Here is a 23,162-nt window from a genome sequence, read left to right on the forward strand (position 1 = left end):
TTGGCCGGCTCCGATTCGGTACGGTCCAGCCATCGCCGAGGCTCACCGTCAGCCCGCCGTCATCGGAACGAGTACGTCTGCCGGAACGTCGAACAGGAAGGAGAGACCGCCACAGCTGATCGTCCACCACGGGCGGACCGTAGCGATGTCGCCGTCGATCGCGTCGATCGAGCATCGAATGCTGGTCGGGCGTGGGTAAGTCGATGTCGGCAACAGGTCTGCGCCGAAGATGGCGCACTTGTCGACCAGCCAGTGAGGGCGACCGTGTGCGTCGACGAACTCGACAAGGACCAGCCCTGGTTGCGGATCGTTGGTGAGCCAGATGGCAGCGGTCGCTGGCAGTTGGCATTCATCGCCCACGGCCCAATTCGGTGTCATGGCAGGACCATATCGCCGCCTCCGTACACACGCGATCCGTCGAGCGGACCGACCACGTCAGTGATCGCAGACCCCCGGACGGCATCCACGGCGCCATGGGTGCGGGGTCGACATCTACAAGATCGAATAAGGATCCGGATTGACGGTGTCGGTGTCTGCGATGTCGGTGTTGCGGGGTTCCGGGCCAAACAGGCGAATCGACACTGCGCCCGCAAGCAACGACAGCGCCCCGACATAGAGCAACCGGACTCCCACCACGAACGGCTGAAATGCCAAGGGCATCAGTGGAAGAAGCAACACACTGAGCGCGGCGACAAGTCCGGCCGCCGGCCAGAACCGCTTCGGCGCGCGCCGGGAAGGCGGTGGGTCACCGTGCCAGGCTCGCAGCAGTCCGCGGCGACCGATGTAGTAGAACAGACCGACCGCGAGTGCCCCACCGACGAAGGTCGATGTTTGCTGCAGCAGGTACCACCATGGCCTGCCGAGCGGGCCCGGCTGCAAGAGCACGGGGAATGTGGCGACTCCCCAGCCATGCCCACCGGCCGGATCATGCGTGAATCCGTCCCAGAAGATATGGGTCACCGCGCCGATCAGAATCGAGTGGCCCGTGACATACCACCGATATCGCACAGCACTGAGAACGCCGTAAGCGGGCAGGTCGAAAGCCCCGAGCCGGGGCAGATGGGCGGCGATATCCGCGGCACCCCAACGAATCACCCATGTCGCGACGATTCCCATCGGCAGACACCACCACAGCAGCGCAAGAAGTGTGTGCGTCTCCGGCATCGAAAAGAACCCGGCCACCGGATACGAGGCATCGGGAACCGCCGCACCGACCACTAACGCGACACCATCCAGATGACGCGGCCATCGCATCTTCAACGGGATGACTGCCAATGCATGCGACGGAAAGGTAAGCGGCACGGCCTAGTCTATCCACTGGCGTTTCAACCGGGTCGGGGACACGGCCACTGACGCCGTCTAATCTTGATGCCGGTTATGGCGATTCACGCGTGGCGACACCAGCTCCAACTGTAACGGGTGATGCCTGCCCGGCGACTGATCGATGAAGGCTCCAGCGCGGTAGGGAGCGGACATGCCTGACGTATCCGGATCGTTGGCGCGGTCGGCGTGGGAGCTGTGGCCAAGCCTCGTGCGACCGATCCTCGGCATTACCGCAGCGGCACTGCTGATCATCGCCGGCGTTGTGCTGTTTCCCGACGATCCCTCGCCCGGGCCGGTCGGGAGTCGCATGGTGTTCCCGGTTGTGATCAAACCCCTGCCGCAGGAAGCCCCACTGACTCCGGCTCCGGTCAGCGGCTCTGCCACCCCGCCGAAATGAGTTCGGCGGAGAGGTGTTTGCTGATCAATTCTGACGGGAGCAGGTGTCGTGGACCCTGCTCAGTCGAACAGGACGCCGCGCAATCGAGCCGTGTATTGGCCTGCTCGATCCATTGCGTCAGCGGCGGCGTCCAGCTCGATCAGCACTTCCTCCAGCACTTCCCGTGCACCGGCGACACAGTAGCCCGGAGTCGTCAGTGCCCCGGCACCGACGGTGTCGATGATCAAACCTGACTCCGGTAGAGCTGCGTATCCGTCGGATAGTTCCGCGATCGCGCGTCGCAGCTCGCTCAGCTGCGCCAGCAAGTGCCCGCGCTCACCCTCCAGCTCGATCGGATCCACCACCATGCGCACAGTCTGCCCCAAGGCGAGACCGGTGGCAGCTCAGGCCAGGTACCTGAATCGAGCGTGCCATGCAAGTAGCCGCGTTGATGCTTCAGTCACCGCGCACTCCAGAGTGGAGTAGAACGTGACCGGCCAGCCCCGGTGGCGACTGAGCCTGAAGCGTACGCAACTTGGCTCTAGAGAGGGTGTTCGGCGACAAGTACCGGCCGACAGTCAGTTGCGGGCCGAGCCGTCTGGCCAGACGATGTCGACTGGGACTGCCTTCTGCCTGGCGAGCTCGACGACTGTTCCCGTGCCACCCTGTTCACTGGGTTGCCCATCCCATACCGCGATCAACCGGTCGCAGGTTCCTACGAGCGCTTCGTTGGCGGCCTCGTAGGCCTCCCTGCCTGCCTCGTCGAGCTCCATCACATGCACGGTAACCGCGCGAGACGTCAGGGTGTCGAACAGTTCGGCATGATCCGGCTTGACCTTGCGCTGACGGTAATCCCGCGATGGTAGAACCACTTCCAATCGCCCACCGGCGTCGAGGACTGCCTGGGCGAACACGCTGTCGGCCCCGCGGGCGATGCAGCTGATTCCGATCAGTTCGGTCGGGTCTCCAGCGTCCGCCAAGAGCCGGGCTATCTCCGAATAGATCAGCGGGACCGAGTCCTCGGTGATGTTCATGTGCCCGGTCACGCCGATACGAGTCATGCCCCTTCTATACCGGGTCGGCGACCAACACGCGCATCCTGTCCCGCAGCTCCGCCACCGTGCGGACGTTTGCCACGTGTTCGGTACGTGCGAATATCTCCCGCAACTTGACTCGGACTCGGTCGGAGGCGGTCTGTTCTACCGTGGACAGCGCGGCGTGCCCGAGACGGCATGCCTCCTCGAGTTCGCCCTGGATCAGCCGGGCCTCCGCCAAACCGAGTTGGTCGAGTGCGGCGCTGCGCAGTCGGTTCGGTTGCCGCAACGCGATAGCCCGGCTGATCTGCTCGGCCGCCTCGCTCGCGAATTCCGGTGTGCGCTGCGCCATTTCGAGCAATCGCCCGCCGATCGTGCCCGCCATCTCCGAGTCGTCGAAGTAGCCGATCCAATAGGGGTCGATCGACGGGGAGGCCTCGGCAATGGCCTCTTGCGCCCGATCACAGGCATGGTGAAACGCTGACGGGCGATGGAGATGGGCGTATGCCCGTGCTTCTCGGGTACGGAGCATCGCGCGGACCGCCGGTGTCGCGGTCGCCGCTTGGTCCTGGGCGAGGCGCACAAGCTCCAGGGCATCAGCGGCACGACCGAGGTACAGGAGTTGTCGGGCCATACCCGCGAGAGAGTTTGCGGCGAAAGGCGAGTCCCCCGCCGCCAGCGCCGCCCTGACGGCTAGCACGAAGTATCGCTGGGCCGTCGATTGCTGTCCGGAGTCCCAAGACATCGTCGCGACTGTCTCGGCGAGATGGGCCAGCACAACCGTGAGGCGACGGCGGATCTCCGGCGGTTGAGTGTGAGTGAGCAGGTCGTTGACCTCGTTGAGCTGACCGATCACGGCTTTGCGGCGCAAACCTCCGCCGTACTGGTCGTCCCATTCGCGAAATACCCGTGCGGCATTCTCCAACCGCTCAACTTCCTGTATCCCCACGCGATACCTCGTCATCCCGGCAGGCGTGGCTGCACGGTCGCTCCCGTACAGCAGCCACCGTTCGAGGGGCTCGAGCAGGTTGGCTCCGACGACTACCCCGACCAGCGCACGGGCCGCCTGGCGACGATCCAACATCAGGTCCTCTCTTGTGAGGTCGTGGGCGATGGCCGTGCAATCGGCGGTCCACATGCCCGTTTCCCATTGCACGGCACAGGAATCCGCCCGATCGTCCGGATCGCAGGGGAGAACGATCGTGATACTGGCCTGTTTGGCCGCCACGAATCGCGCACGCTGCTGCGGAGTGGCCCGCGTGAGATGGGTTTCCATCAACTCGGCGAAGAACGACGGGAGCGTGACGGTCATCCCGCGCCGGGCCCACTTCTTGACAGTGCTCAACGCAACGCCGGTGCGCTCGGCGAACTCGGCTTGGGAAACACCCAAGGCTCTGCGCAACGCGGTCGCGTCGGCACCTGTCCATGCCTCATGCATACCGATTACCTCGCAGGTGCGGGAGATGCGTGAACCGAGCGTATACCCGCGTGCACCAGCGTCACCTTCAATCTCGGCGAACCCTCAGACACGCTGATTACAACACTAAGAGAATGACTGAGCGGACCCAGAGGAGCCCCAATGGATTTCGTCCTCGCCCTCATCCTCGCTGCCACGGTGATGTTCACGGCAGCTCTATCATCCAGCCGCACAGACCGTCCGGCGCAGCACCGCGGCGGGGCCAGCGTCGCCGACATTCGAGCGCGCCTCGCCGCCGAGAACGAATGCGGATACGAACCGGCTGGGCGGTGGTGACCATGTTCGAAATACCCACAGCTATCGGTTATTTGCGCAGCGACGTTTCCGGGGCCCGCCAACCGTGGGACGAAGCGCAGAACCGCAGCATCGCCAGCCGACTGGGCTATGCCGTGGCGAAAACCGTCGTGTTCAGCGAGCACATCGAAGACCCGATCCGGCGGCTGATCAACGTCGTGGGCCGAATGCACGCTGAAGCGGTGGTCGTGCCGAGCCTGGAGCACTTCGGAGGATCCGTGCCCCATGAATTGGTTCAGGTTGTCGACTTGATCACCGTTGATCCGCACGACACCTATGCCAGATGGATCATTCCGCCGGACGCGGCTGCGGAGATGCGGTCACGGTGGTGACAGACTCTTTCCTCCCGGTATCAGCGCCGCGCAGCTTTCACGATGTCGGCGTGCGTTGCTTCCTGGGCCTGCGCCGATTCGCTGAAGAGTCGGGTGTGCCATACGACCGACTCCAGCGATGGCGCGTCCACGGCCCGTACTGGGTACCGCCTCCAGTCGTCACGGTCGGCCGTTGGCCAGGGTGGACTCTTCCATTGATCCAGGCGTGGTCACCGATCGTCGTTGCCGGATCCTGACCGGTGCCGCCCGCATGGCGTTGGCCCGAACGTACGATCACTGCGGCGGACACGGTAACGATGTGCCGTGTTCGCGGGATCACCCATGCCGGACTCTGGCTCCGGATCAGTCGCGGCGATATTCCGCGCCCAGACATTTGGGTCGACGACAAGCCCGGCTGGATTGCCTGAAGACGGCTGAAAGGGACGGAGAAGACGCTCAGCCTTCGGCGGACAGGACCATCCAGTGTTCTGGATCAGGGAGGGGGGCGAAGCCCAGCCGGCTGTAGAGGCCATGGGCATCTTGGGTTGCGAGGACAATGCGCTCGAGTTTGTAGGGAGCGAGGTGGTCGCGGGCCGCGGTGACGAGAGCGCGGCCGAGGCCGGTGCCTCGGTGGTCGCGATCCACGTAGACGTCGCAGAGCCAGGCGAAGGTTGCCAGGTCGGTGACGATGCGGGCGTAGGCGACCTGGTCGCCGGTGTTGTCATAGGCGCCGATGTTGATCGAGCCGCGGATCGCGCGCTCGACGATGTCGTGTTCGCGGCCCAGCGCCCAGTAGGCGTCGGTGGACAACCAGTGGTGGACTCGGTCCGCGTTGATGCGGTCGGTGTCGACCGCGATCTCGTAGCCGTTGGGCTCGTTCATGATTCGGTGGCGTTGCGGAAGTAGAGGGTGTTGGTGCCGTGGGCGGAGAGGGGGCCTGCTTCGGCGGCTTGGCGGATGCCGCTGCCGGGGAGGCAGGTGAGTTTGGTGAACATGGTGGTGTTGCCGAAGGCGGAGCGGACCTGGGTTTCGGAGGCGTAGTCGGCGCCGTAGTCGGACAGGGCCTTGAAGTCCAAGGGGGCCAACGGCTTTTCCAGGGGGATTTGGGCGGCGGGGAGGCCCAGGCAGGCGTATTGGGTGGCGGCGCCGCCCTCGTACCAGCACAGTTCGTAGGACATCTGCTCGGTGGTGGTGACGCTGACGACCGGCCATTCCTGGGAGAGGCGCAGCGCGAGGGGGTGGCGGCCTACGGGGGCCACTTCCCAATTCAGGCTTTTGACCGAGACCCAGTGTTCGGAGACCTTCTCGATGAGGACGACGTCCTCGCCGAGGCGTTCGGCGCGGTTGGGTTCGGGTTCGGGTGTGCTCCAGTGCTTCTGGTCGACGCCGAGGTAGGCGGAGCTCTGGACCGGTTGGGCGCCGTCGGCGGTGTACGCGGCGAGAATCGCGGCGCGGACCAGGGTGACGGCGTTGCGGGAGGAGCAGCGGACACCGAGGGCGCCGAAGGCGGTGCTGATCTCGACCGGCTTGGAAGGCTGGTCGGGCAGGGCGCCCGCGGCGATCGGTTTGAGGCCGACCAGGGCCAGTTGCCAGTTGATCTCCTCGATGGTCGCCAGATCGCCGGCCGTCTGGTAGAGGATCTGCTGCTGGGTCAGGTAGCCGGCGCGTTCGAGGGTGGCGCATTCGAGTTTGCGCAGGGCGGTGACGGTCTTGCCGGTGAATCCGATGTCCTCGACCCGGATTTCGCGCAGCCGCTGCGTCATGCCCGCGGAGGTGACCTTGGCGTAGCACTCGCGGTACATGGCCAGGGCCTGTTTGCGCTGGCGGCCCACCATGAGGGTGCGCAGCAGGGTGTTCAGGGTGGACAGGTAGCGGTTGGCCTGGTCCGGATCGGCGGCGAAGAGTCCGGCTCGGATGCGGACCGCGTCCTCGCCGGCCGCGACGGCGGCCTTGGGGTCGAGGCGGCACAGCCACACGCTGCACTTGGACAGCGCGTCGGCCGACGCCCCCGCGGCGAGGGGATAGTGCTGCGCCACATGCCGATACGCCTGACAGGCGTTGCGAATGGTGGAGGTGGCCAGCTCGCGGTGGCCGATGGTGCGGGCGGCCTGCTCGAACAGGCGCAACGCCTCGGTCACCTCGGCGGCGAAGGGGGCGGTCACGTGCCCGGAGGTGAGCCAGCGCAAGCGGAGAAGCACCGCCTCCTGCGCGGGCTCCAGCGCCGACGCGGACCGATCCCGCGAATCCGGATCGGTCTTGGTCGCCATCAGCGCCCGGGCCAGCTCACACAGCGAGGTGGCCAGGGCCAGCTCCGCTTCGAGCGTCCGATCCCGTGCTGCCCCGCGATCCACGGCCACTTGCCGCTCGATGGCGCTGAGATCCATTGCGACCTTCAAATCCCGTACCCCGTACTACCTCGATCAATACAACCGTTGATCGCCCATCGACCGACCGCGTGTTTGCGCCGAGTCTGCCATAAATCGTGCACGCGGGTCGGGCGACCGCCGGTATGCCCGGATTTCGGGTGACCTGCGCGTCGCGCCCGCGATCAGGCCGGATGCGTGTAGCGCAGCTGCCCGGCCTTCACCCGGTCGTACTCGGCGCGGCCCGAGAGATGGTGCGGCACACCGACTTCCCACCACGCGCCGGCTTCGGTCCAGGTGGACGGCTGGGTCCGGACTACGACGACAGCGGGCCGGGACTCCGTTCGGGCGGCTGCCCTGGCGGCGGCATAGGCGTCGCGGAAGTCGCCGAGTTCGACGGCGGTGAACACCGAACAGCCCAGCGCACGCGCGTGCGCGGCGAAGTCCACGCGCGGCGGGGCGGCGTGAGTGGTGCGGCAGTCGGCGTAGAAGTTGTTGAACGCCGTGCCGCCCTGGCCTTCCTGTAAGCGGGCGATGACCGCGTACCCGTCGTTGTCGCACACCACCGCGACAAACGGGTGACCGGCGAAGGCGGCGGAGAACAGTTCGGAGTTGAGCATGAGGTAGGAGCCGTCGCCGAGCAGGGTGGTGACCAGTCCTCCGGTGTCGGTGCGCGCGAGCGCCGCACCCCACGCTCCGGCTAGCTCGTATCCCATGCAGGAGAACCCGTATTCGACGTCCATCGTCGGCAGCCCACCGGGCGCGCGCCAGCCGCCGATGAGTTCGCCGGGCAGGCCGCCGGATGCGGTCATGACATAGTCCGACGCCTCACTGAGTTCGTTCACCACGCCGACGATCTGTGCGTAGCTGGGCGTCCCGGGGGTGGGCGCGCGCAGTTTGTCGATATGCGCGTCCCAGTCGGATCGGACCGCCGCAGCTCGCGCGGTCCAGTCAGGATCGGCAGACCACTCCCCCAGTTCCGGTCCGAGATCGCGCAGCGTCGCGTCGGCGTCCCCGCCCACCGCCAGCGCCCCATGCTTGACCGCGTCGAACCGCGCCGTATTGATGTGCACGAGACGGACTTCCGGCGCGAACACCGTCCACGACGCGGTGGTGAAGTCCTGCAGACGAGTGCCGACGGCCAGCACCACGTCCGCCGCCGCGGCCAGCGCATTCGCCGAGGCCGCGCCCGTGATCCCGAGCGGACCGGCGAACAGCGGATGGTCATGCGGTACCAGTGTGCGCCCGGCGGTGGTCTCGGTCACCGGAATCCCGTGCCGCTCAGCGAATTCCAGCGCCTGACCACCCGCGCCCGAATACCGCACGCCACCGCCGAGCACCAGCAGCGGACGATGCGCGTCGCGCAGCACGCGAGCGGCCTCGGTGACCGCGCGCCGATCGGGCCGCGGGCGCGGAACATGATGCACCACCGGCTCGAACAGCGCGTCGGGGAAGTCGTAGGTCTCGGCCTGCACATCCTGCGGCAGGGCCAGCACCACCGGTCCGGTGTCGGCGGGATCGGTGAGCACCCGCGCCACCTGCGGCAGCGTCGCGATCAGCTGCTCGGGCCGGGTGATCCGGTCGAAGTAGCGGCTCACCGGCCGGAACGCGTCGTTCACGGTGACGCTCGGATCCCCGAAATGCTCCACCTGCTGCAACACCGGATCGGGGGCCCGGCTCACGAAGGTGTCGCCGGGCAGCAGCAGCACCGGCAGCCGATTCGCGTGCGCCACACCGGCGGCCGTCACCATGTTCAGCGCGCCAGGCCCGATCGACGAGGTCGCGACCCCGACCTGCCGCCGCTGCGTGGCTTTGGCCAGCCCGACCGCCGCCAACGCCATGCCTTCCTCGGTGTGCCCGCGCCACAACGGCAGCGCGTCGCGATGCTCGGCCAGCGCGGTGCCCAGGCCCAGCACATTGCCGTGCCCGAAGATGCCGAAAGCGGCTGGGAACAGCGGCACTTCGACGCCTTCGAGGGTTTCCGAGCGCTGGGCGACGAGCCAGGCCACCAGCGCCTGCGCGGTCGTGAGCTTCATCCGAGCCGTCCTTCGTGGGAGGTGACCGGGCACCGCGGGTCCGCCGCCAGCGACGCCCAGCTCGCCCGCACCCAGGCGTGCGCGGGGTCGTCGCAGAAGGCCATGGACCGTTCGGGCGCGGGACCGGCCAGCACGTTCAGGTAGTACATGGGGTAGCCGGGCGCGGCCACGCAGGGACCGTGGTAGCCGTGCGGCACGAGGAAGACGTCGCCGTCACGGACGGCCACGTTCTCGTCGAGCGCGCCGTCCGGGGTGTAGGTGCGGTGGAACCCGAAACCTTCGGGTCTCGTGGTGATTCCGTCGCGCCCCGCGATACGGAAGTAGTAGATCTCCTCGTTGACGACCTCGCACGCGGAGGCTTCGTCGTGCTTGTGCGGCGGATACGAGGACCAGTTCCCGTCCGGGGTGATCAGTTCGCAGGCATTGAGCTTGTCGGCGTGATCCCACACACCGGGCGTCCCGAAGTTGGTGACCTGACGGGTGGCGTGACCAGCGCCGCGCACCTCGACCGGAACCTGCTCGGCCGGACCGTATTTCGGCTCCAGCCGCCTGCCGCACCGAGCCATCGGCAGCGCGACCTCCAGACCGTCCGTCGTGGACAGCTCGACCTCGGCGTCGCGCGGCACATACGCGAAATCGGTCACCCGCGTGAACACCGAATCCCGCCCGGCGAGTTCGAAGGTCATCCCGTCCACCCGCACCGTGCACGCCCCGGCCAGCGGCAGCACGAACGCCTCGAACTCCCCGGTGGAGATCACCCGCCGCTCCCCCGCCGCCAGCCGCAACACCCGCAGCCCGGCGTAGGACCAGCCCGCGTCCTCGGGGGTCACCAGCACGGGATCGCCGCCGTCGGCCAGCGTTCCGGCCCGGCGATGCAGTGGCGTCATCTCCGCCCCGCCCTCACGTCGCCGATCGGAGCGGCCGGTACGCCGACACCGGCTGCGGGCCATGGCATTGCACAGCGCGGATCGCTCATCGCGCCGCCTCCAATACACGAGCCGCCGCCCGCACCGCGCCCGCGACGTCCCCGTCGGGCGGATAGAGCAGGCTGCGGCCGACCACCAGCCCGCGCGCGACGTCGTGGCGCAGCGCCGCGGCCCAGGAGGCGAGGTCGGATTCGGGATCATCCGAGGGCGCGCCACCGAGCACGAGAACGGGTAAGGTGGTGGCGTCGAGCACCGAGACATCGTCGGGTGCGGGAATCTTCAGCCACGTGTACGCGGAGGTGACCCCGAGTCCGGAGGCGACCGTGATCGCACGTTGCAGGGAGGCCGAATCCTTGTGCATGGCCAGTGCGCCGCTGTGGTCCCGGGCGTACGGCAGCGGCTCCACCATGGCCATGAGCCCGTGCTCGGCCAGTTCGGACACCGCGCGGGCGCACGCTTCCAGGGTCGGGATGGTTCCCGGATCCGAATCCACCAGGCGCAGAAGCATTTTCCCGCCGTCGAGGCGGTATTTCACCAAGGATTCGGCGTCGTAGCCGGTGAATCGGTCGTCGATCTCCCAGTCCGCTCCGGCCAGCCCGCCCCGGTTCATGGACCCGATGACGATCTTGTCGTGGACGGCGTCGAGCAGCAGCAGCTCTTCCACGATGTCGGGTGATCCGAGCACCCCGTCCACGGCCGGGTCGGCCAAGGCGATGAGCAGTCGTTCCAGCAGGGTGCGGCGGTCGGCCATGGCGGTGCGGTCCGCGCCGACGCCCAGCGCTCCCCGAGCCGGGTGGTCGGCGGCGACCAGGAACAGGGTCCCGGTGCCCGACAGCAGGTTCGGGCGGCGGCGCCGGTCGGCGTAGGCGCGGCGGATGGCCTCGGGGTCGGTGGCGCGGGTACGCAGCAGGTCGTACCAGCGCGCGTCGTTCAGGTGCACAGCATCTCCTCGATCTCGGCGGCGGTCGGCATGGCGTCCGCGCAGGCCAGCCGGGACGCCACCAGCGCGCCGGCGGCATTGGCGTAGGCGGCGACCCGGTGCGGGTCCCAGCCCGCGAGCAGCCCGTGGATCAGCGCTCCCCCGAAGCCGTCGCCCGCTCCGAGGCCGCACAGCACCAGCACCGGGCACGGCGGCACCGTCCAGCGCTCGGATTCGGTGGCGATGAGCACGCCCTCCGCGCCGCGCTTCACCACGGCCAGCCGCACCCCGCGCGCCAGCAGCCGGTCGGCGGCTTCGTCGGGATCGGCGGTGCCGACCGCGACCTGCACCTCGGTCCGATTGCCCACCACCACGTTCACGTGATCGACCATCCAGCCGATCTCGGCGCGCGCGGTGTCCACGTCGGGCCAGAACATGGGCCGATAGTCGAGGTCCAGCACGGTGTGCCCGCGCCGGCCCCGGCGTTCGAGGATCGCGCGCTGGGTGGTGCGGCCGGGTTCGGCGCTGACGCCGGTGCCGGTCACCCACAGCAACGGCACGGAATCCACGACATCCCAGGGGATCTCGTCCTCGGTGAGGGTGAGGTCGGGTGCGATGGGCGACCGATAGAACAGGAGCGGCGGGTCCGCGGGCGGGTTCAGCTCGCAGAACACCACCGGCGTCTGGAGCCCCGCCGCCGTCCCGACATACCGGGACGCGACGCCGAACCCCTCCAGCGCGTCGCGGACGAAGTCGCCGAATCCGTCCGGCCCGACCTTGGTCAGCACCGCGGTCCGCCGCCCCAGCCGGGCGGCGGCCACCGCCACATTGGTGGCGGTGCCGCCGAGGAACTTGGCGAAGGTCCGCACCTGTGCGAGCGGCACCCCGCTCTGCTCGGGATACAGGTCGACGCCGACCCGGCCGATCGTCAGGGCCTCCAGCTCGGTCACGGCACCACCCGCTCCAATTCGTGTTGCAGCGCCTCGAGTTCCGCGCCGCCCGCCATCAACCGGGTCAGCTCGGTGAGATCGATCTGCGACTTCTCGTAACCGCCCAGCGCGGACCCGCGTTTGAGCAGCAGGAACCGATCCCCGACCGGGTAGGCGTGATGCGGGTTGTGGGTGATCAGCACGACCCCCAGCCCACGGTCGCGGGCCTGCACCACGTACCGCAGCACCACCCCGGCCTGCTTCACGCCCAGCGCCGCGGTCGGCTCGTCGAGGATCAGCACCTTGGCCCCGTAGTGCACCGCGCGGGCGATGGCCACGCACTGCCGCTGACCGCCGGAGAGCGTGCCCACGGGCTGCTCCAGGTCGGGAATGTCGATCCCCATGTCCGCCAGCCCTTCTCGGGCGATGCCCTGGGCGCGTTCGCGGTCCAGCAGCTCGAACGGCCCGTAGCGTTTGACCGGTTCGGAGCCGAGCACGAAATTGCGCCACACACTCATCAGCGGCACGACCGCCAGATCCTGGTACACGGTGGCGATGCCGAGGTCCAAAGCCGAACGGGGCGAGGACAATCGCAGCTCACGGCCCTCGATCCGCAGTTCCCCGCTGTCGTGCTGGTGCACGCCCGCCAGGATCTTGATCAGCGTCGACTTGCCCGCGCCGTTGTCACCCAGCACGCAGGTGACCTCGCCCGCGTTCACCACCGTCGACACATCGCGCAGCGCGACCACGCCGCCGTAACTCTTTCCTATGCCGACGGTTTCGATCAATGGCACGGTCATCGGCGTACCCTTTCGGCTCGCTTCTTGAATGCGTTGTTGACCAGCACCGCCGAGAACAGCAGCGCGCCGAGGAACAACATGAACCAGTCGCTGTTCCAGCCCGCCAGCACGATGCCCTGCCGCGCCATGCCGAAGATGAGCGCGCCCACGGCCGCGCCCACCACCGAGCCGAAACCACCGGTGAGCAGGCAGCCTCCGATCACGGCGGCGATGATGTACTGGAACTCCAGGCCCACACCCTGATTGGCCTGCACACTGGCGAACCGCAGCAGGTTGCACGCGCCCACGATCCAGCCCGCGAACGCGGTGGTCATGAACAGCAGGATCTTGGTGCGGGTCGCGGGCACACCGACCGCGCGCGCGGTGGGTAGCGAGCCGCCGACCGCGAAGATCCAGTTCCCGAACCGGGTGCGGGTCAGCACGATCGCCGCGACCGCGGTCACCACGATCCACCACACCACCGACGCCTGGATACTGGCGCTACCGATCTTGGTGGTGGAGGCGAAAACCCAACCGGCGGACTGATATCCGTCCGCCGATCGCACGCCGGACACTTGCACGGTGCCGGTGGCCCAGCGGGTCACGCCGAGATTCAAGCCCTGCAACGCCAGGAAGGTGCCCAGCGTGACGATGAAGCTCGGCAGCCCGGTGCGCATCACCACCCAGCCGTTGAGCGCCCCCACCGCGAGCGCGAACACCAGCGACACCGCGAGCGCGAACCACACGTTCCAGCCCGCGTGCACCGCGAGCAGCCCGGTGATCAGCGCGGTGGAGGCGGTCATCACGCCGGTGGACAGGTCGAACTCCCCGCCGATCATGAGCAGCGCGACGGCCACCGCCATGATGCCGAGCGTGGAGGCGTCGTCCAGCCACGTCGAAATACCCAGGGGTTTGAGGAATTTGGTGGTGACGATGGTGAAGAACACGAACACCACCACCGCGCCCAGCAACGCGCCCACCTCGGGGCGGACCACCAGCCGGTTGAGGATGGCGAGCCGATCGGGCGGGGCCACCGCGGTCTCCGAATTCTCGGATGTCGTTGTCGTCGTAGTCATGTCGGCGTCTCCCGGCCCGTTCACCGCGTGCCCTGGCCGACCAGCGCGGCGACGGCATCGACGGTGGTCTTGTCCACGAACGCCGGCCCGGTCTGCACCGGATGCCCGCCGCCCACGGTATTGAGGGTCGACTTGTAGAGCTTCAGCATGACCACGGGCAGATAGCCCTGCTCGTACTGCTGCTGGTCCACCGCGAACAAGAGGCTTCCGGCCCGGATCGCGCTCACCACATCGGAATTCAGGTCGAAGGTGGCGACCGTCGTGGTCGCCGACGACTCCTTCACCGCGTCCACCGCGCGGGCCGCGATCTGCGAGTTCAGCGTCAGCACCGCATCGATGGAACGATCGGCTTCGAGCGCGCCCTTGATGCGGGACTGCACATCGGTCGGATTGTTGATGTCGACCTGCAGCGTGGTGGCCGACCCGAAGCCCTGGATCGCGCCCGCGCAACGCACATTGGCCCCGACATTGCCCGCCTCGTGAATCACGCACAGCATCTTGTGTTTTCCGGCGTCGGCGAGGCGCTTGCCCGCGGCCGCACCGGCCTGGCGCTCACTCTGGCCGACGTGGCCGATCGCCCCGAACTTCGTGCTCTCGGCCTCACCGGAGTTGATGGTCACCACGGGGATGCCCGCGGCCACCGCCTTCTCCACCGAGGGCCGCAGCGCGTCCGGATTGGCCATGGACACCACCAGTCCGTCGACGCCCTGGGCGACGGCATTGTCGATCAGCTTGGCCTGCTGGGTCGGATCGCCCGCCGAGTTGTACTCGACCCGGATGCCGAGATCCTTCCCGGCGGCCTCCGCGCCGTTCTTCACCACGTTCCAGAAGGCGTCACCGGGCGAGCCGTGCGTCACGACCGCCACCGATCGCACGGTGCCGACCGTGACGGGCGCCGCGCCGGGACCGGTGGCGTCGGTACCGGGGCCGCTACAGGCGGCGAGCACGGCCGCTGCGGCCAGCCACGGCGTCAGGCGCAGCCAGTGGGGGCGGCGTGGACGGGAGAATGCGGACATCGTCGTCGCCTCCCCACTAGATCCGAGCCGAGGCGAGACCAGCGGCGATCCCGGCCAGGTGTCGCAGACTCCGGCGCGCGGCCGCCGTCGGGACCTCGGCGGTCTCGCCGGGGCGCAGCGCGGTGTCCTGCTCGATCACGTACCAGCCGCGGTAACCGCCGGCGTGCGCCTCGCGGACCAGGGCGGTGATGTCGACATCGCCCGCGCCGAGCGGAACGTAGAGACCTTGCCTGACCGCCTCGCTGTATTCGACTGTGCCGCAGCGTACTTCGGCGGCCATCGCCTCGCGGACGTCCTTGAGGTGAATGTGCCCGATGCGCTCGGGGTGGCGGCGGGCCAGTTCGACCGGGTCGGTGCCGCCGATGAGCAGGTGCCCGGTGTCGAGGCAGAGGTCCAGATCGGAGTCGGCGAGAAAGCGTTCCACCTCGGCGGACGTCTCGACGTGCGTGCCCACGTGCGGGTGCAGCACCGGGCGCAGGCCGTGTTCGACGACGATGTCACCGACGGCGGCCGCGGTATCGAGGAGCGTGCGCCACTCGCGATCGTCGAGGGGTGTGCGCGCGTCGTAGCCGTGCTCCCCGGTCGCCGCGGCCAGCACCAGCACCTCGGCCCCGGTGGCCTCGAATCGTGCGGCGGCCGAACGCGCGATATCCAGGGCGCGGCTCGGTTCACGGTGCAGGGTGAGGGCGAGGAAGCCGCCGACCGGCGCAATACCGTAGTCGCGCAGTGTCTTCCGTAGTTCGAGCGGATCGTCCGGTAGGTATCCGGGCGGCCCGAATTCGGTGGCGGACAGGCCGAGGCCCGACATCTGCGCCAGGACGGTGGCCGGGTCGAGGACGTGCCCCCAGCCGGGGACCTCGCAGACTCCCCAGGAGATCGGCGCGGCGGCGATTCGTAATGGACGCAAGGGATGGAGCGGTTCGGTCATCGGCACTTCCCAGACCCGTCGTTGGCCATCGTGAGGCTCGCTATTGGAGCGCTCCAACAATGTAACCCGGCTCACTCGGGTGTCAAGATCCCGACATGCGCCGAGAAGTGGCGAGCAAGCTCGGAAAACACTGGCTTGCAGGGAGAATCACGAGAACTGTAGGTGACTGAAAAGTCCGATTAGAGCGCTCTATTGCCCCGGCCCGCGGCCACGCGGTAGCGTGCGTCGCATGACCCGACCCACCATGGAGGATGTCGCCGCCCGCGCCGGCGTCTCCCGGGCCCTGGTGTCGCTGGTCATGCGCAACTCCCCCAAGGTCAGCGCCCACCGGCGCGACGCGGTGCTGGCGGCCGCGGCCGAACTCGGCTACCAGCCGCACGCCATGGCCCGCTCGCTGGCCAGCCGCACCTCCAACATCGTCGGCGTCATGGTGTCGGACCTGCGCAATCCCTTCTTCGCCGATGTGGTCGAGGGTATGGACCAGGCCGCCCAGGAAGACGGGCTCGAGCTCATCCTCAATACCGGTCGCCGCAGCGCGGGCCGCGAACGCGCCGCCCTGGAGAGCCTGCTCGCCTTCCGCCCGGGCGGGGTGATCCTGCTGTCACCGGTGCTGCCCGCCGCCGCCATCCGCGACGCGGCCGCGCGCTGCCCGGTGGTGCTGGTCTCGCGCACCTCCACCAGCACAGCGGTCGACACCGTCAACGACGACGGCGAACTCGGCGCGGCGCTGGCCGTGGATCACCTTGTCACGCTGGGCCATCGGCGCATCGTGCACCTCGACGGCGGCGCGGCCTTCGCGGCCCCGCCGCGACGCAAGGGCTACACCGCCGCCATGGCCCGCTACGGCCTCGAACCCATGGTGGTCCCCAGCGAGCACACCGACACCGCGGGCGCGGCCGCCGTCCGAAAACTACTGAACATCTTCTCCCCCAGCACCTTTCCCACCGCACTGGTATGCGGTAACGACTTCAACGCCGTGGGCGCGGCCGCCGCGCTCGAAGAGGCGGGTCTGCGTGTGCCCGAGGACGTGTCGATCGTCGGCTACGACAACACCTCGCTCGCGGCACTGCGGCACGTCGCGCTCACCACCATCGACCAGCCGCGCAGCCGTATCGGGCGACTGGCCGTCGCGGCACTGACCGAACGTCTGCGCGAAGGCCGCACCGAGCCGGTGCGCCAGCGCCTCGAGCCGTCCCTGGTCGTCCGCTCGACCACCGCACCACCCCGAGACTGACCCCGCACCGCGACTGACAGGAGCTTCGCCATGTCCCCGATCACTGTGGGCCTCGCCGGCACCGGCCGCATCGGAACCTCCCACGCCGAGACCCTCGCGACCCTGCCCGGCGTGGCCCGGGTCATCGTCACCGACGCGGACGCCGAGCGCGCCCGCGCCACCGCCGACAAGCTCGGGCTGGAGTACGCGCCCGACATCGACGCGCTGTTCGACACCGGGATCGACGGCCTGGTCGTCGCCACCGCCACCGACTCGCATCCGGCCCTGATCACCGCCGCCGTCGACCGCGGCATCCCGGTCTTCTGCGAGAAACCCATCGCCGCCGACATTCTGGGCACGCTGCGGGTGGTCGAACGCCTCGAGCGCTCCGCGGTCCCGGTCCAGATCGGCTTCCAGCGGCGCTTCGACGCCGGCTACCGGGCCGCCCGCGCGGCCGTCGCCGCCGGAGATCTGGGCTGGATCCACACGCTGCGGGCCACCACCCTGGACCCCGCGCCCCCGCCCGCGGACTACATTCCGCGCTCGGGCGGGCTGTTCCGCGATTGCGGCGTCCACGATTTCGACATCATCCGCTGGGTCACCGGGCGCGAGGTGGTGGAGGTCTTCGCGACCGGCGCCAATCGCGGGGAGGAGTTCTTCGCCGAGTCGGGCGATGTCGACACCGCCGCGGTGGTGCTGCGCCTCGACGACGGCTGCCTGGCCAATGTCTCGCTCAGCCGCTACAACGGCGCGGGCTACGACGTGCGGCTGGAGGTGCTCGGCTCGACCGGCAACGCCATCGTCGGCCTCGACGAGCGCGCGCCGCTGCATTCGGTGGAACCCGGCTACCCGCCCTCGGCGCTGCCGGTCTATCCGGGCTTCATGGACCGCTTCCACGGCGCCTACGTCGAGGAGCTCGCGACGTTCGTGGGCGTGGTCACCGGGCAGGTGGCCAATCCGTGCCCGCCCGCGGACGCCCTGGAGGCGTTCTACATCGCCGAGGCCTGCGAACTGTCCCGGCACCAGGGCAGACCGGTCCGGCTGGCCGACATTCGACGCTGACCGATCCCCGCCGTGGAAACTCCGGCTACCGCCCGGCGGCATCCCCGTATAACTTCTTTGTTTGCCCGGTGAGAACAGCGGGACCACCGAGCGAGAGTTATTGGGATGAACGGCAATTCGATACCACCCGGCTATGATCCGCACGACGAGTTGTGGACGCAGGACACCATGGTCTTCGAGGCCGTGCACGACGGCCCCGATCAGCCGTCCGGGGGCCGCTCCGGCGGCCTCGCGGGCCTGCTGGGCGGCTCGCCGGCCACGCGGTACGCGATCATCGGCCTGACGGCGACCATCGCGGTGTCCCTGGTGGCCATCGTGATTCTGCTCGTCTCCGGGCACAGCGGCTGGGACGCCGCACCGAATGCCGCGAAAGGCCCGGGCCCGACGCGGGTCCTGGTCACGACCTCGGCCCGGCCCACCACGACCACCGCCGCCGAGCAGGCCGACGTCACGACCGCGCCCGAGCGGACCACGACGACCACCACGACGAGCTCGACCACGACCACCACCACCACGACCTCGACGACCACCACCACGGTCAGTCCGGTCGTCGGCATCCAGATGCCCTGCGAGCAGGTCGGCATGACCGCCACGACCTCCGACGGCACCGTCCTGACCTGCGACGCGACCGGCGGGGCGAGCCCGCACTGGCTGCCCATCACCCGGCCCGCGCTCGGATCCCCGTGCAATGTGGGCGAAGCCGGGAGCTTCGCCTACAGCAGCGGCGGCAGCCAGCTGGTCTGCACCCGCCGCCCCGGCGGCGGCTCGACCCCGTCGTACGTGTGGGACAGCCCCGGGACCCTGACCACCGGCAAGCACGAGCCCGGCCAGGTCTGCAATCTCAAGAAGGACGGCATCGCCCAGTCCTCGAGCGGCCGGGCCGTCTACTGCCTGCCCGCCGACAACAGCAACAGCCCGATCGGGGTGTGGAAGCAGGTGTACTGATCGCCGTCGGTCAGCTCACCAGCAAACCGATGGCGAGCCCGGTCATCACGAGCGCGATGAGCGAGTCCAGCACCCGCCACGCCTTCGGCTTCGCGAAGACCGGGGCCAGCAGGCGCGCACCGAAACCCAGCGACAGGAACCAGATCAGGCTGCCCGCGATGGCGCCCGCGGTCAGGAACCAGCGGTCCGGGGTGGCGTAGGTATTGGCGAACGAGCCCAGCAGCACCACCGTGTCCAGGTAGGCGTGCGGGTTGAGCCAGGTGACGGCCAGGCAGGTGGCGATCGCCGCGCCCAGCGCGATCGGGGCGCCGCCGCCCGCCGACAGCGCCGACGCGGACAGCGCGCGCTTGGCGGCGAGCGCGGCGTAGCCCAGCAGGAAGGCCGCGCCGGCGTACTTCGCGACGGTCATCACCATCGGCGCGGAATTCACGATCGCGCCGAAGCCCGCGACGCCGAGTGTCATGAGCACCACATCGGAGCCGATGCACACCGCGACCACCGGCAGGACGTGTTCGCCGCGGATCCCTTGTCGCAGGACGAAGGCGTTCTGCGCGCCGATCGCCATGATGAGGGAGAGTCCGAAGCCGAGTCCTGAGATGGCCGCCAGGGCCGCCGATGATGCGTTCACCCTTCGAAAGTAGGCAACCGTCCAGCACCAGGCCAGCTAAAGATTCTGAGGTGCCATTAGAATCTCTTACTGTGGATCTGCAGCTCGACCAACTGCGCGCCCTCGACGCGGTCATCAGGGAAGGCACCTTCGACGCGGCCGCCCGCAAACTCAATGTCACACCCTCGGCTATCAGCCAGCGCATCAAGGCGCTCGAGGACGCCGCGGGCCGCATCCTGGTGCAACGCACCAAACCGGTGCAACCCACCGAATCCGGGCTGGCCGTACTGCGCCTGGCCCGGCAGATCCAGCTGCTCACCGGCGACACCGCCCGCGAACTCGGCGAAGCGCATCAGCCCGCCGATCGGCCGGTGGTCATTCCCATTGCCGTGAACGCCGATTCACTGCACACCTGGGTGGTGGCCGCGCTCGGCCGCGCCAACGCGATCCAGCCCGGCGCGACGGGGCTCTCGTTCGAGATCCATCGCGAGGACGAGGAGCACACCACCCGCCTGCTGCGCGACGGCACCGTGATGGCGGCCATCACCTCCACTGCCGCACCCGTGCAGGGCTGTACCGTGCGGCGCCTGGGAGCGATGCGCTATCGCCCGATGGCCCACCCGGAGTTCGCCCGCACCTGGTTTCCCGACGGCGCGAATGCGAAGGCGTTCGCACACGCGCCCGTGGTGCTCTTCGATCGCAAGGACGATCTGCAGTTCCGCCTGGTGCGCCACTACACTCGCAAGCCGGTGGATCCGCCGCGTCATTACATCCCGTCCTCGGCCGCGTTCAACGACGCCGTGCGCGCGGGACTGGGCTGGGGCATGATCCCCGACCTGATGATTCGTCCCGAGGACGGCCTGGTTCCACTGGACGACAAGGTTTTCGTGGATGTGCCGCTGTACTGGCAGCAATGGCGACTGGATTCACCCGCCCTGACAGTCGTCGCCGCGACCATAGCCGAGGCCGCGGAGCAATCGCTGCTGTGATAGGACACTGTTCTTGTGATCGGACACAAGGGGATTCATTGTGCGTGACCCGGGGTAATAGATGACGTGGGCGGAACCGGATGCAATAGTCGAAGGCATTGCGTTTAGCCAGGAAGGAATTTCGTTGTCCCAAATTGTGCGCGGCGTTGTCGCTCGCTCCAAGAACGCGCCCGTCGAAGTCACCGAGATCGTGATCCCGGACCCGGGTCCCGGCGAGGCCGTGGTCCGGGTGCAGGCCTGCGGCGTCTGCCACACCGACCTGCACTACCGCGAGGGCGGCATCAACGACGAATTCCCGTTCCTGCTGGGGCACGAGGCCGCCGGCATCGTGGAATCGGTGGGCGAGGGCGTCACCGATGTGGAGCCCGGCGATTTCGTCATCCTGAACTGGCGCGCGGTCTGCGGTTCGTGCCGGGCCTGCCGGAAGGGCAAGCCCCAGTACTGTTTCGACACCTTCAATGCCGCCCAGCCGATGACGCTGACCGACGGCACGCCGCTCACCCCGGCCCTGGGCATCGGCGCGTTCGCCGAGAAGACCCTGGTTCACGCGGGGCAGTGCACGAAGGTGGACCCGAGCGTGTCCCCCGCCGCCGCGGGCCTGCTGGGCTGCGGCGTGATGGCGGGCCTGGGCGCGGCCATCAACACCGGCGGCGTGAGCCGCGGTGACTCGGTCGCGGTCATCGGCTGCGGCGGTGTCGGCAATGCCGCGATCGCGGGCGCCAAGCTGGCCGGCGCGACCACCATCATCGCGGTCGACATCGACGAGCGGAAGCTGGAGTGGGCCACCGGTTTCGGCGCCACCCACACCGTCAACGCCGCCAAAGAGGATGCGGTGGAACGGGTTCAGGAACTCACCGACAGCTTCGGCGCGGACGTGGTGATCGACGCCGTGGGCCGCCCGGAGACCTGGAAGCAGGCGTTCTACGCGCGCGATCTGGCCGGCACCGTGGTGCTGGTCGGGGTGCCGACCCCGGACATGACGCTCGAGATGCCGCTCATCGACTTCTTCTCGCGCGGTGGGTCGTTGAAGTCCTCGTGGTACGGCGACTGCCTGCCCTCGCGCGACTTCCCGTACCTGATCGAGCTCTACAAGCAGGGCCGTCTGGACCTGGACGGGTTCGTCTCGGAGACCATCGCGCTCGACGAGGTGGAGGCCGCCTTCACCAAGATGCATCACGGTGACGTGCTGCGCTCGGTGGTGGTGTTCTGATGGCGCACATCGACCACGCGGTGACCGTCGGGACCTTCTCCCTCGATGGCGAGACCTTCGACGTCGACAACAATGTGTGGGTGGTGGGCGACGATCTGGAGTGTGTCGTCATCGACGCCCCGCACAATGTCGAGGCCATTCTCGACGTGATCGGCACCCGCGAGGTGAAGGCCATCCTGGTCACCCACGCGCACGACGACCACGTCCGGGTCGCCCCCGAATTGGCCAGGGCCACCGGCGCTCCGATCCTCATGCACCCCTTGGACCTGGTGCTGTGGCAGCAGACCCACCCGCAGATCAGCCCCGACGGCGAACTGGCGGACAAGCAGATCATCGCGGTCGGCGGCACCGAGCTGCACGTGCTGCACACGCCGGGCCACGCGCCGGGTTCGGTCTGCTTCTACTCCCCTGACCTGGGTGCGGTGTTCACCGGTGACACGCTGTTCCACGGCGGGCCGGGTGCGACGGGCCGGTCGTACTCCGATTTCGGCACCATCGTGGACTCGATCGCGGATCGGCTGCTGACGCTGCCGCCGGAGACCCTGGTGCACACCGGCCACGGCGAATCCACCACTATCGGCGCGGAGCTCCCGCAGCTGGAGGAATGGCGCGCCCGGGTCGGCTGATCCGTCGGGCAGTGGCCCGGGCCGGTCGCCGTACAGACCGGACCGGATCACTGCCCGAGCCCCTAATCCGCCCCCCAATGCGGCGGAGCGCTTGTCGTTTTCACGATTTCCCGGACGAATCCGCGCCTAGAGTTGTCCATGAGAAAACTGACAGCCGTTCTGGCGCTGACCTCCCTTCCCCTGCTCGCGGTGGGCTGTTCCGTGTCCACCGGTTCCTCGTCCGTGAGCAAGAGCGATGTCCAGGCCAAGGCCTCGAGCTTCTACAAGGACAAGGCGCACGAGGCCGCGAAATCGGTGTCCTGCGATGGAAGTCTGGCCGCGCAGGTCGACGCCACCCAGACCTGCACCGCCACCGCGGCCGACGGCCAGAACTGGGTGATCGGCACCAAGGTCACCAAGGTCGACGGCAGCGACGTCTACTACGACCTGACCTTCGCCGACGCCTATGTCGCCCCCGACGACGTGGCCGCCACCATCTCCGACACCTACCGCCAGAAGTTCGGCATGTCCCCGCAGTCCTCCACCTGCAACGGCCTGCTGCGCGGCGCCACCGGCGCCTCCATCCGCTGCGTCGTGACCGAGAACGACGGCACCCGCTGGGGTTTCACCGCCAAGACCACCAATGTGGAAGGCACCAAGGTCAACTACGACATGATCGTCGACGACCAGCCCCTGCCGTAAACCCCGTAATCCGAATCGACCCCAGCCCGAGTACCCGAACGC

General features: G+C 68.3%; 25 protein-coding genes. 9 read left to right on the plus strand and 16 right to left on the minus strand.

Translation table 11 applies throughout. The features are described 5' to 3' along the window. Window positions 1-48 precede the first annotated feature (48 nt). From ABZ412_RS08190 to ABZ412_RS08210, 5 genes are all read right to left on the minus strand, one after another. Entirely contained in the window at window positions 49-378 is a 330-nt protein-coding gene (locus ABZ412_RS08190; RefSeq protein ID WP_357277852.1) for a hypothetical protein, read from the minus strand. Window positions 379-492: 114 nt separating this feature from the next. Further along, complete coding sequence (locus ABZ412_RS08195) at window positions 493-1,302, minus strand: DUF4184 family protein (protein ID WP_357277855.1); 810 nt, start codon at window positions 1,300-1,302, stop codon at window positions 493-495. A gap of 477 nt (window positions 1,303-1,779) precedes the next feature. Beyond that, window positions 1,780-2,067 (minus strand): hypothetical protein, encoded by a 288-nt coding sequence (locus ABZ412_RS08200; RefSeq protein WP_357277858.1) that lies wholly within the window; start codon window positions 2,065-2,067, stop codon window positions 1,780-1,782. Between the two features lie 210 nt (window positions 2,068-2,277). Continuing rightward, window positions 2,278-2,760 (minus strand): hypothetical protein, encoded by a 483-nt coding sequence (locus tag ABZ412_RS08205; RefSeq protein ID WP_357277860.1) that lies wholly within the window; start codon window positions 2,758-2,760, stop codon window positions 2,278-2,280. 7 nt (window positions 2,761-2,767) lie between these two features. Continuing rightward, entirely contained in the window at window positions 2,768-4,171 is a 1,404-nt protein-coding gene (locus tag ABZ412_RS08210; RefSeq protein ID WP_357277863.1) for a hypothetical protein, read from the minus strand. A 141-nt stretch (window positions 4,172-4,312) separates the two neighbouring features. On the opposite strand from ABZ412_RS08210, the gene ABZ412_RS08215 reads away from it, so the two are divergent. Together ABZ412_RS08215 and ABZ412_RS08220 are read left to right on the plus strand one after the other, a co-directional pair. Continuing rightward, a complete protein-coding gene (locus ABZ412_RS08215) occupies window positions 4,313-4,486 on the plus strand; it encodes a hypothetical protein (RefSeq protein ID WP_357277865.1) in 174 nt (57 codons plus the stop codon). A gap of 2 nt (window positions 4,487-4,488) precedes the next feature. Next, window positions 4,489-4,836, plus strand: coding sequence for a hypothetical protein (locus tag ABZ412_RS08220; protein WP_357277867.1), 348 nt, complete (start codon window positions 4,489-4,491; stop codon window positions 4,834-4,836). Between the two features lie 435 nt (window positions 4,837-5,271). Here the strand turns inward: ABZ412_RS08220 and ABZ412_RS08225 are convergent, their stop codons facing one another. The 10 genes from ABZ412_RS08225 to ABZ412_RS08270 all read right to left on the minus strand — a co-directional run bounded on the left by ABZ412_RS08225 (window position 5,272) and on the right by ABZ412_RS08270 (window position 15,787). Continuing rightward, window positions 5,272-5,697 carry a GNAT family N-acetyltransferase gene (locus ABZ412_RS08225; RefSeq protein ID WP_357277870.1) on the minus strand — a complete coding sequence of 142 codons (426 nt, stop codon included), beginning with the start codon at window positions 5,695-5,697 and terminating at the stop codon, window positions 5,272-5,274. Further along, window positions 5,694-7,199 carry a hypothetical protein gene (locus tag ABZ412_RS08230; RefSeq protein ID WP_357277872.1) on the minus strand — a complete coding sequence of 502 codons (1,506 nt, stop codon included), beginning with the start codon at window positions 7,197-7,199 and terminating at the stop codon, window positions 5,694-5,696. The genes ABZ412_RS08225 and ABZ412_RS08230 overlap by 4 nt, the downstream gene beginning before the upstream one ends. Window positions 7,200-7,363: 164 nt before the next feature. Continuing rightward, window positions 7,364-9,214 carry a 3D-(3,5/4)-trihydroxycyclohexane-1,2-dione acylhydrolase (decyclizing) gene (gene iolD, locus ABZ412_RS08235; RefSeq protein WP_357277875.1) on the minus strand — a complete coding sequence of 617 codons (1,851 nt, stop codon included), beginning with the start codon at window positions 9,212-9,214 and terminating at the stop codon, window positions 7,364-7,366. Beyond that, complete coding sequence (iolB, locus tag ABZ412_RS08240; RefSeq protein ID WP_357277878.1) at window positions 9,211-10,101, minus strand: 5-deoxy-glucuronate isomerase; 891 nt, start codon at window positions 10,099-10,101, stop codon at window positions 9,211-9,213. Before iolB ends, iolD begins: the two co-directional genes overlap by 4 nt. 85 nt (window positions 10,102-10,186) lie before the next feature. Continuing rightward, window positions 10,187-11,080: an aldolase gene (locus ABZ412_RS08245; RefSeq protein ID WP_357277880.1), complete on the minus strand. Its 894-nt coding sequence runs from the start codon at window positions 11,078-11,080 to the stop codon at window positions 10,187-10,189. Continuing rightward, window positions 11,071-12,009 (minus strand): 5-dehydro-2-deoxygluconokinase, encoded by a 939-nt coding sequence (gene iolC / locus ABZ412_RS08250; protein WP_357277883.1) that lies wholly within the window; start codon window positions 12,007-12,009, stop codon window positions 11,071-11,073. Before iolC ends, ABZ412_RS08245 begins: the two co-directional genes overlap by 10 nt. Continuing rightward, complete coding sequence (locus ABZ412_RS08255) at window positions 12,006-12,788, minus strand: ATP-binding cassette domain-containing protein (protein WP_357277885.1); 783 nt, start codon at window positions 12,786-12,788, stop codon at window positions 12,006-12,008. Before ABZ412_RS08255 ends, iolC begins: the two co-directional genes overlap by 4 nt. Further along, entirely contained in the window at window positions 12,785-13,843 is a 1,059-nt protein-coding gene (locus ABZ412_RS08260) for an ABC transporter permease (protein WP_357277888.1), read from the minus strand. The genes ABZ412_RS08255 and ABZ412_RS08260 overlap by 4 nt, the downstream gene beginning before the upstream one ends. A 20-nt stretch (window positions 13,844-13,863) precedes the next feature. Continuing rightward, window positions 13,864-14,859, minus strand: coding sequence for a sugar ABC transporter substrate-binding protein (locus ABZ412_RS08265; RefSeq protein ID WP_357277890.1), 996 nt, complete (start codon window positions 14,857-14,859; stop codon window positions 13,864-13,866). Window positions 14,860-14,875: 16 nt separating this feature from the next. Next, window positions 14,876-15,787: a TIM barrel protein gene (locus tag ABZ412_RS08270; protein WP_357277893.1), complete on the minus strand. Its 912-nt coding sequence runs from the start codon at window positions 15,785-15,787 to the stop codon at window positions 14,876-14,878. A gap of 229 nt (window positions 15,788-16,016) precedes the next feature. Between ABZ412_RS08270 and ABZ412_RS08275 the strand changes: the two genes are divergently transcribed. The 3 genes from ABZ412_RS08275 (at window position 16,017) to ABZ412_RS08285 (ending at window position 19,007) form a co-directional block, all read left to right on the plus strand. Then, entirely contained in the window at window positions 16,017-17,021 is a 1,005-nt protein-coding gene (locus ABZ412_RS08275) for a LacI family DNA-binding transcriptional regulator (RefSeq protein ID WP_357277895.1), read from the plus strand. Window positions 17,022-17,051: 30 nt separating this feature from the next. Continuing rightward, the gene (locus ABZ412_RS08280) at window positions 17,052-18,062 is read left to right on the plus strand and encodes a Gfo/Idh/MocA family oxidoreductase (protein ID WP_357277898.1); all 1,011 of its coding nucleotides are present in this window, start codon (window positions 17,052-17,054) and stop codon (window positions 18,060-18,062) included. Between the two features lie 105 nt (window positions 18,063-18,167). Beyond that, window positions 18,168-19,007: a hypothetical protein gene (locus ABZ412_RS08285; RefSeq protein WP_357277901.1), complete on the plus strand. Its 840-nt coding sequence runs from the start codon at window positions 18,168-18,170 to the stop codon at window positions 19,005-19,007. Between the two features lie 10 nt (window positions 19,008-19,017). On the opposite strand, the gene ABZ412_RS08290 is transcribed toward ABZ412_RS08285, so the two are convergent. After that, the gene (locus ABZ412_RS08290) at window positions 19,018-19,572 is read right to left on the minus strand and encodes a LysE/ArgO family amino acid transporter (RefSeq protein ID WP_357278164.1); all 555 of its coding nucleotides are present in this window, start codon (window positions 19,570-19,572) and stop codon (window positions 19,018-19,020) included. A gap of 134 nt (window positions 19,573-19,706) precedes the next feature. Here ABZ412_RS08290 and ABZ412_RS08295 point away from each other — a divergent pair, with 134 nt between their 5' ends. From ABZ412_RS08295 to ABZ412_RS08310, 4 genes are all read left to right on the plus strand, one after another. Further along, on the plus strand, window positions 19,707-20,603 hold the full coding sequence (locus ABZ412_RS08295; protein WP_357277903.1) for a LysR family transcriptional regulator ArgP: 897 nt from the start codon (window positions 19,707-19,709) through the stop codon (window positions 20,601-20,603). A gap of 124 nt (window positions 20,604-20,727) precedes the next feature. Next, window positions 20,728-21,813 (plus strand): S-(hydroxymethyl)mycothiol dehydrogenase, encoded by a 1,086-nt coding sequence (locus ABZ412_RS08300; RefSeq protein WP_357277906.1) that lies wholly within the window; start codon window positions 20,728-20,730, stop codon window positions 21,811-21,813. Beyond that, window positions 21,810-22,439 (plus strand): MBL fold metallo-hydrolase, encoded by a 630-nt coding sequence (locus tag ABZ412_RS08305; RefSeq protein WP_357278166.1) that lies wholly within the window; start codon window positions 21,810-21,812, stop codon window positions 22,437-22,439. Before ABZ412_RS08300 ends, ABZ412_RS08305 begins: the two co-directional genes overlap by 4 nt. Before the next feature lie 138 nt (window positions 22,440-22,577). After that, on the plus strand, window positions 22,578-23,120 hold the full coding sequence (locus ABZ412_RS08310; protein ID WP_357277908.1) for a DUF4333 domain-containing protein: 543 nt from the start codon (window positions 22,578-22,580) through the stop codon (window positions 23,118-23,120). Window positions 23,121-23,162: the final 42 nt, after the last annotated feature.

The sequence above is a fragment of the Nocardia sp. NPDC005746 genome, from assembly GCF_040630785.1.
In the GTDB taxonomy this organism is placed as follows: domain Bacteria; phylum Actinomycetota; class Actinomycetes; order Mycobacteriales; family Mycobacteriaceae; genus Nocardia.

Bases quoted from the DNA above. Each gene is read 5' to 3' on its own strand.
- ABZ412_RS08205 (WP_357277860.1), bottom strand. From the start codon at position 2,760: ATGACTCGTATCGGCGTGACCGGGCACATGAACATCACCGAGGACTCG.
- iolB (WP_357277878.1), bottom strand. From the start codon at position 10,101: ATGACGCCACTGCATCGCCGGGCCGGAACGCTGGCCGACGGCGGCGAT.
- ABZ412_RS08275 (WP_357277895.1), top strand. From the start codon at position 16,017: ATGACCCGACCCACCATGGAGGATGTCGCCGCCCGCGCCGGCGTCTCC.
- ABZ412_RS08255 (WP_357277885.1), bottom strand. From the start codon at position 12,788: ATGACCGTGCCATTGATCGAAACCGTCGGCATAGGAAAGAGTTACGGC.
- ABZ412_RS08265 (WP_357277890.1), bottom strand. From the start codon at position 14,859: ATGTCCGCATTCTCCCGTCCACGCCGCCCCCACTGGCTGCGCCTGACG.
- ABZ412_RS08260 (WP_357277888.1), bottom strand. From the start codon at position 13,843: ATGACTACGACGACAACGACATCCGAGAATTCGGAGACCGCGGTGGCC.
- ABZ412_RS08210 (WP_357277863.1), bottom strand. From the start codon at position 4,171: ATGCATGAGGCATGGACAGGTGCCGACGCGACCGCGTTGCGCAGAGCC.
- ABZ412_RS08230 (WP_357277872.1), bottom strand. From the start codon at position 7,199: ATGGATCTCAGCGCCATCGAGCGGCAAGTGGCCGTGGATCGCGGGGCA.
- ABZ412_RS08280 (WP_357277898.1), top strand. From the start codon at position 17,052: ATGTCCCCGATCACTGTGGGCCTCGCCGGCACCGGCCGCATCGGAACC.
- ABZ412_RS08285 (WP_357277901.1), top strand. From the start codon at position 18,168: ATGAACGGCAATTCGATACCACCCGGCTATGATCCGCACGACGAGTTG.
- ABZ412_RS08190 (WP_357277852.1), bottom strand. From the start codon at position 378: ATGACACCGAATTGGGCCGTGGGCGATGAATGCCAACTGCCAGCGACC.
- ABZ412_RS08270 (WP_357277893.1), bottom strand. From the start codon at position 15,787: ATGACCGAACCGCTCCATCCCTTGCGTCCATTACGAATCGCCGCCGCG.
- ABZ412_RS08200 (WP_357277858.1), bottom strand. From the start codon at position 2,067: ATGGTGGTGGATCCGATCGAGCTGGAGGGTGAGCGCGGGCACTTGCTG.
- ABZ412_RS08215 (WP_357277865.1), top strand. From the start codon at position 4,313: ATGGATTTCGTCCTCGCCCTCATCCTCGCTGCCACGGTGATGTTCACG.
- ABZ412_RS08225 (WP_357277870.1), bottom strand. From the start codon at position 5,697: ATGAACGAGCCCAACGGCTACGAGATCGCGGTCGACACCGACCGCATC.
- ABZ412_RS08220 (WP_357277867.1), top strand. From the start codon at position 4,489: ATGTTCGAAATACCCACAGCTATCGGTTATTTGCGCAGCGACGTTTCC.
- ABZ412_RS08290 (WP_357278164.1), bottom strand. From the start codon at position 19,572: ATGGCGATCGGCGCGCAGAACGCCTTCGTCCTGCGACAAGGGATCCGC.
- ABZ412_RS08310 (WP_357277908.1), top strand. From the start codon at position 22,578: ATGAGAAAACTGACAGCCGTTCTGGCGCTGACCTCCCTTCCCCTGCTC.
- iolD (WP_357277875.1), bottom strand. From the start codon at position 9,214: ATGAAGCTCACGACCGCGCAGGCGCTGGTGGCCTGGCTCGTCGCCCAG.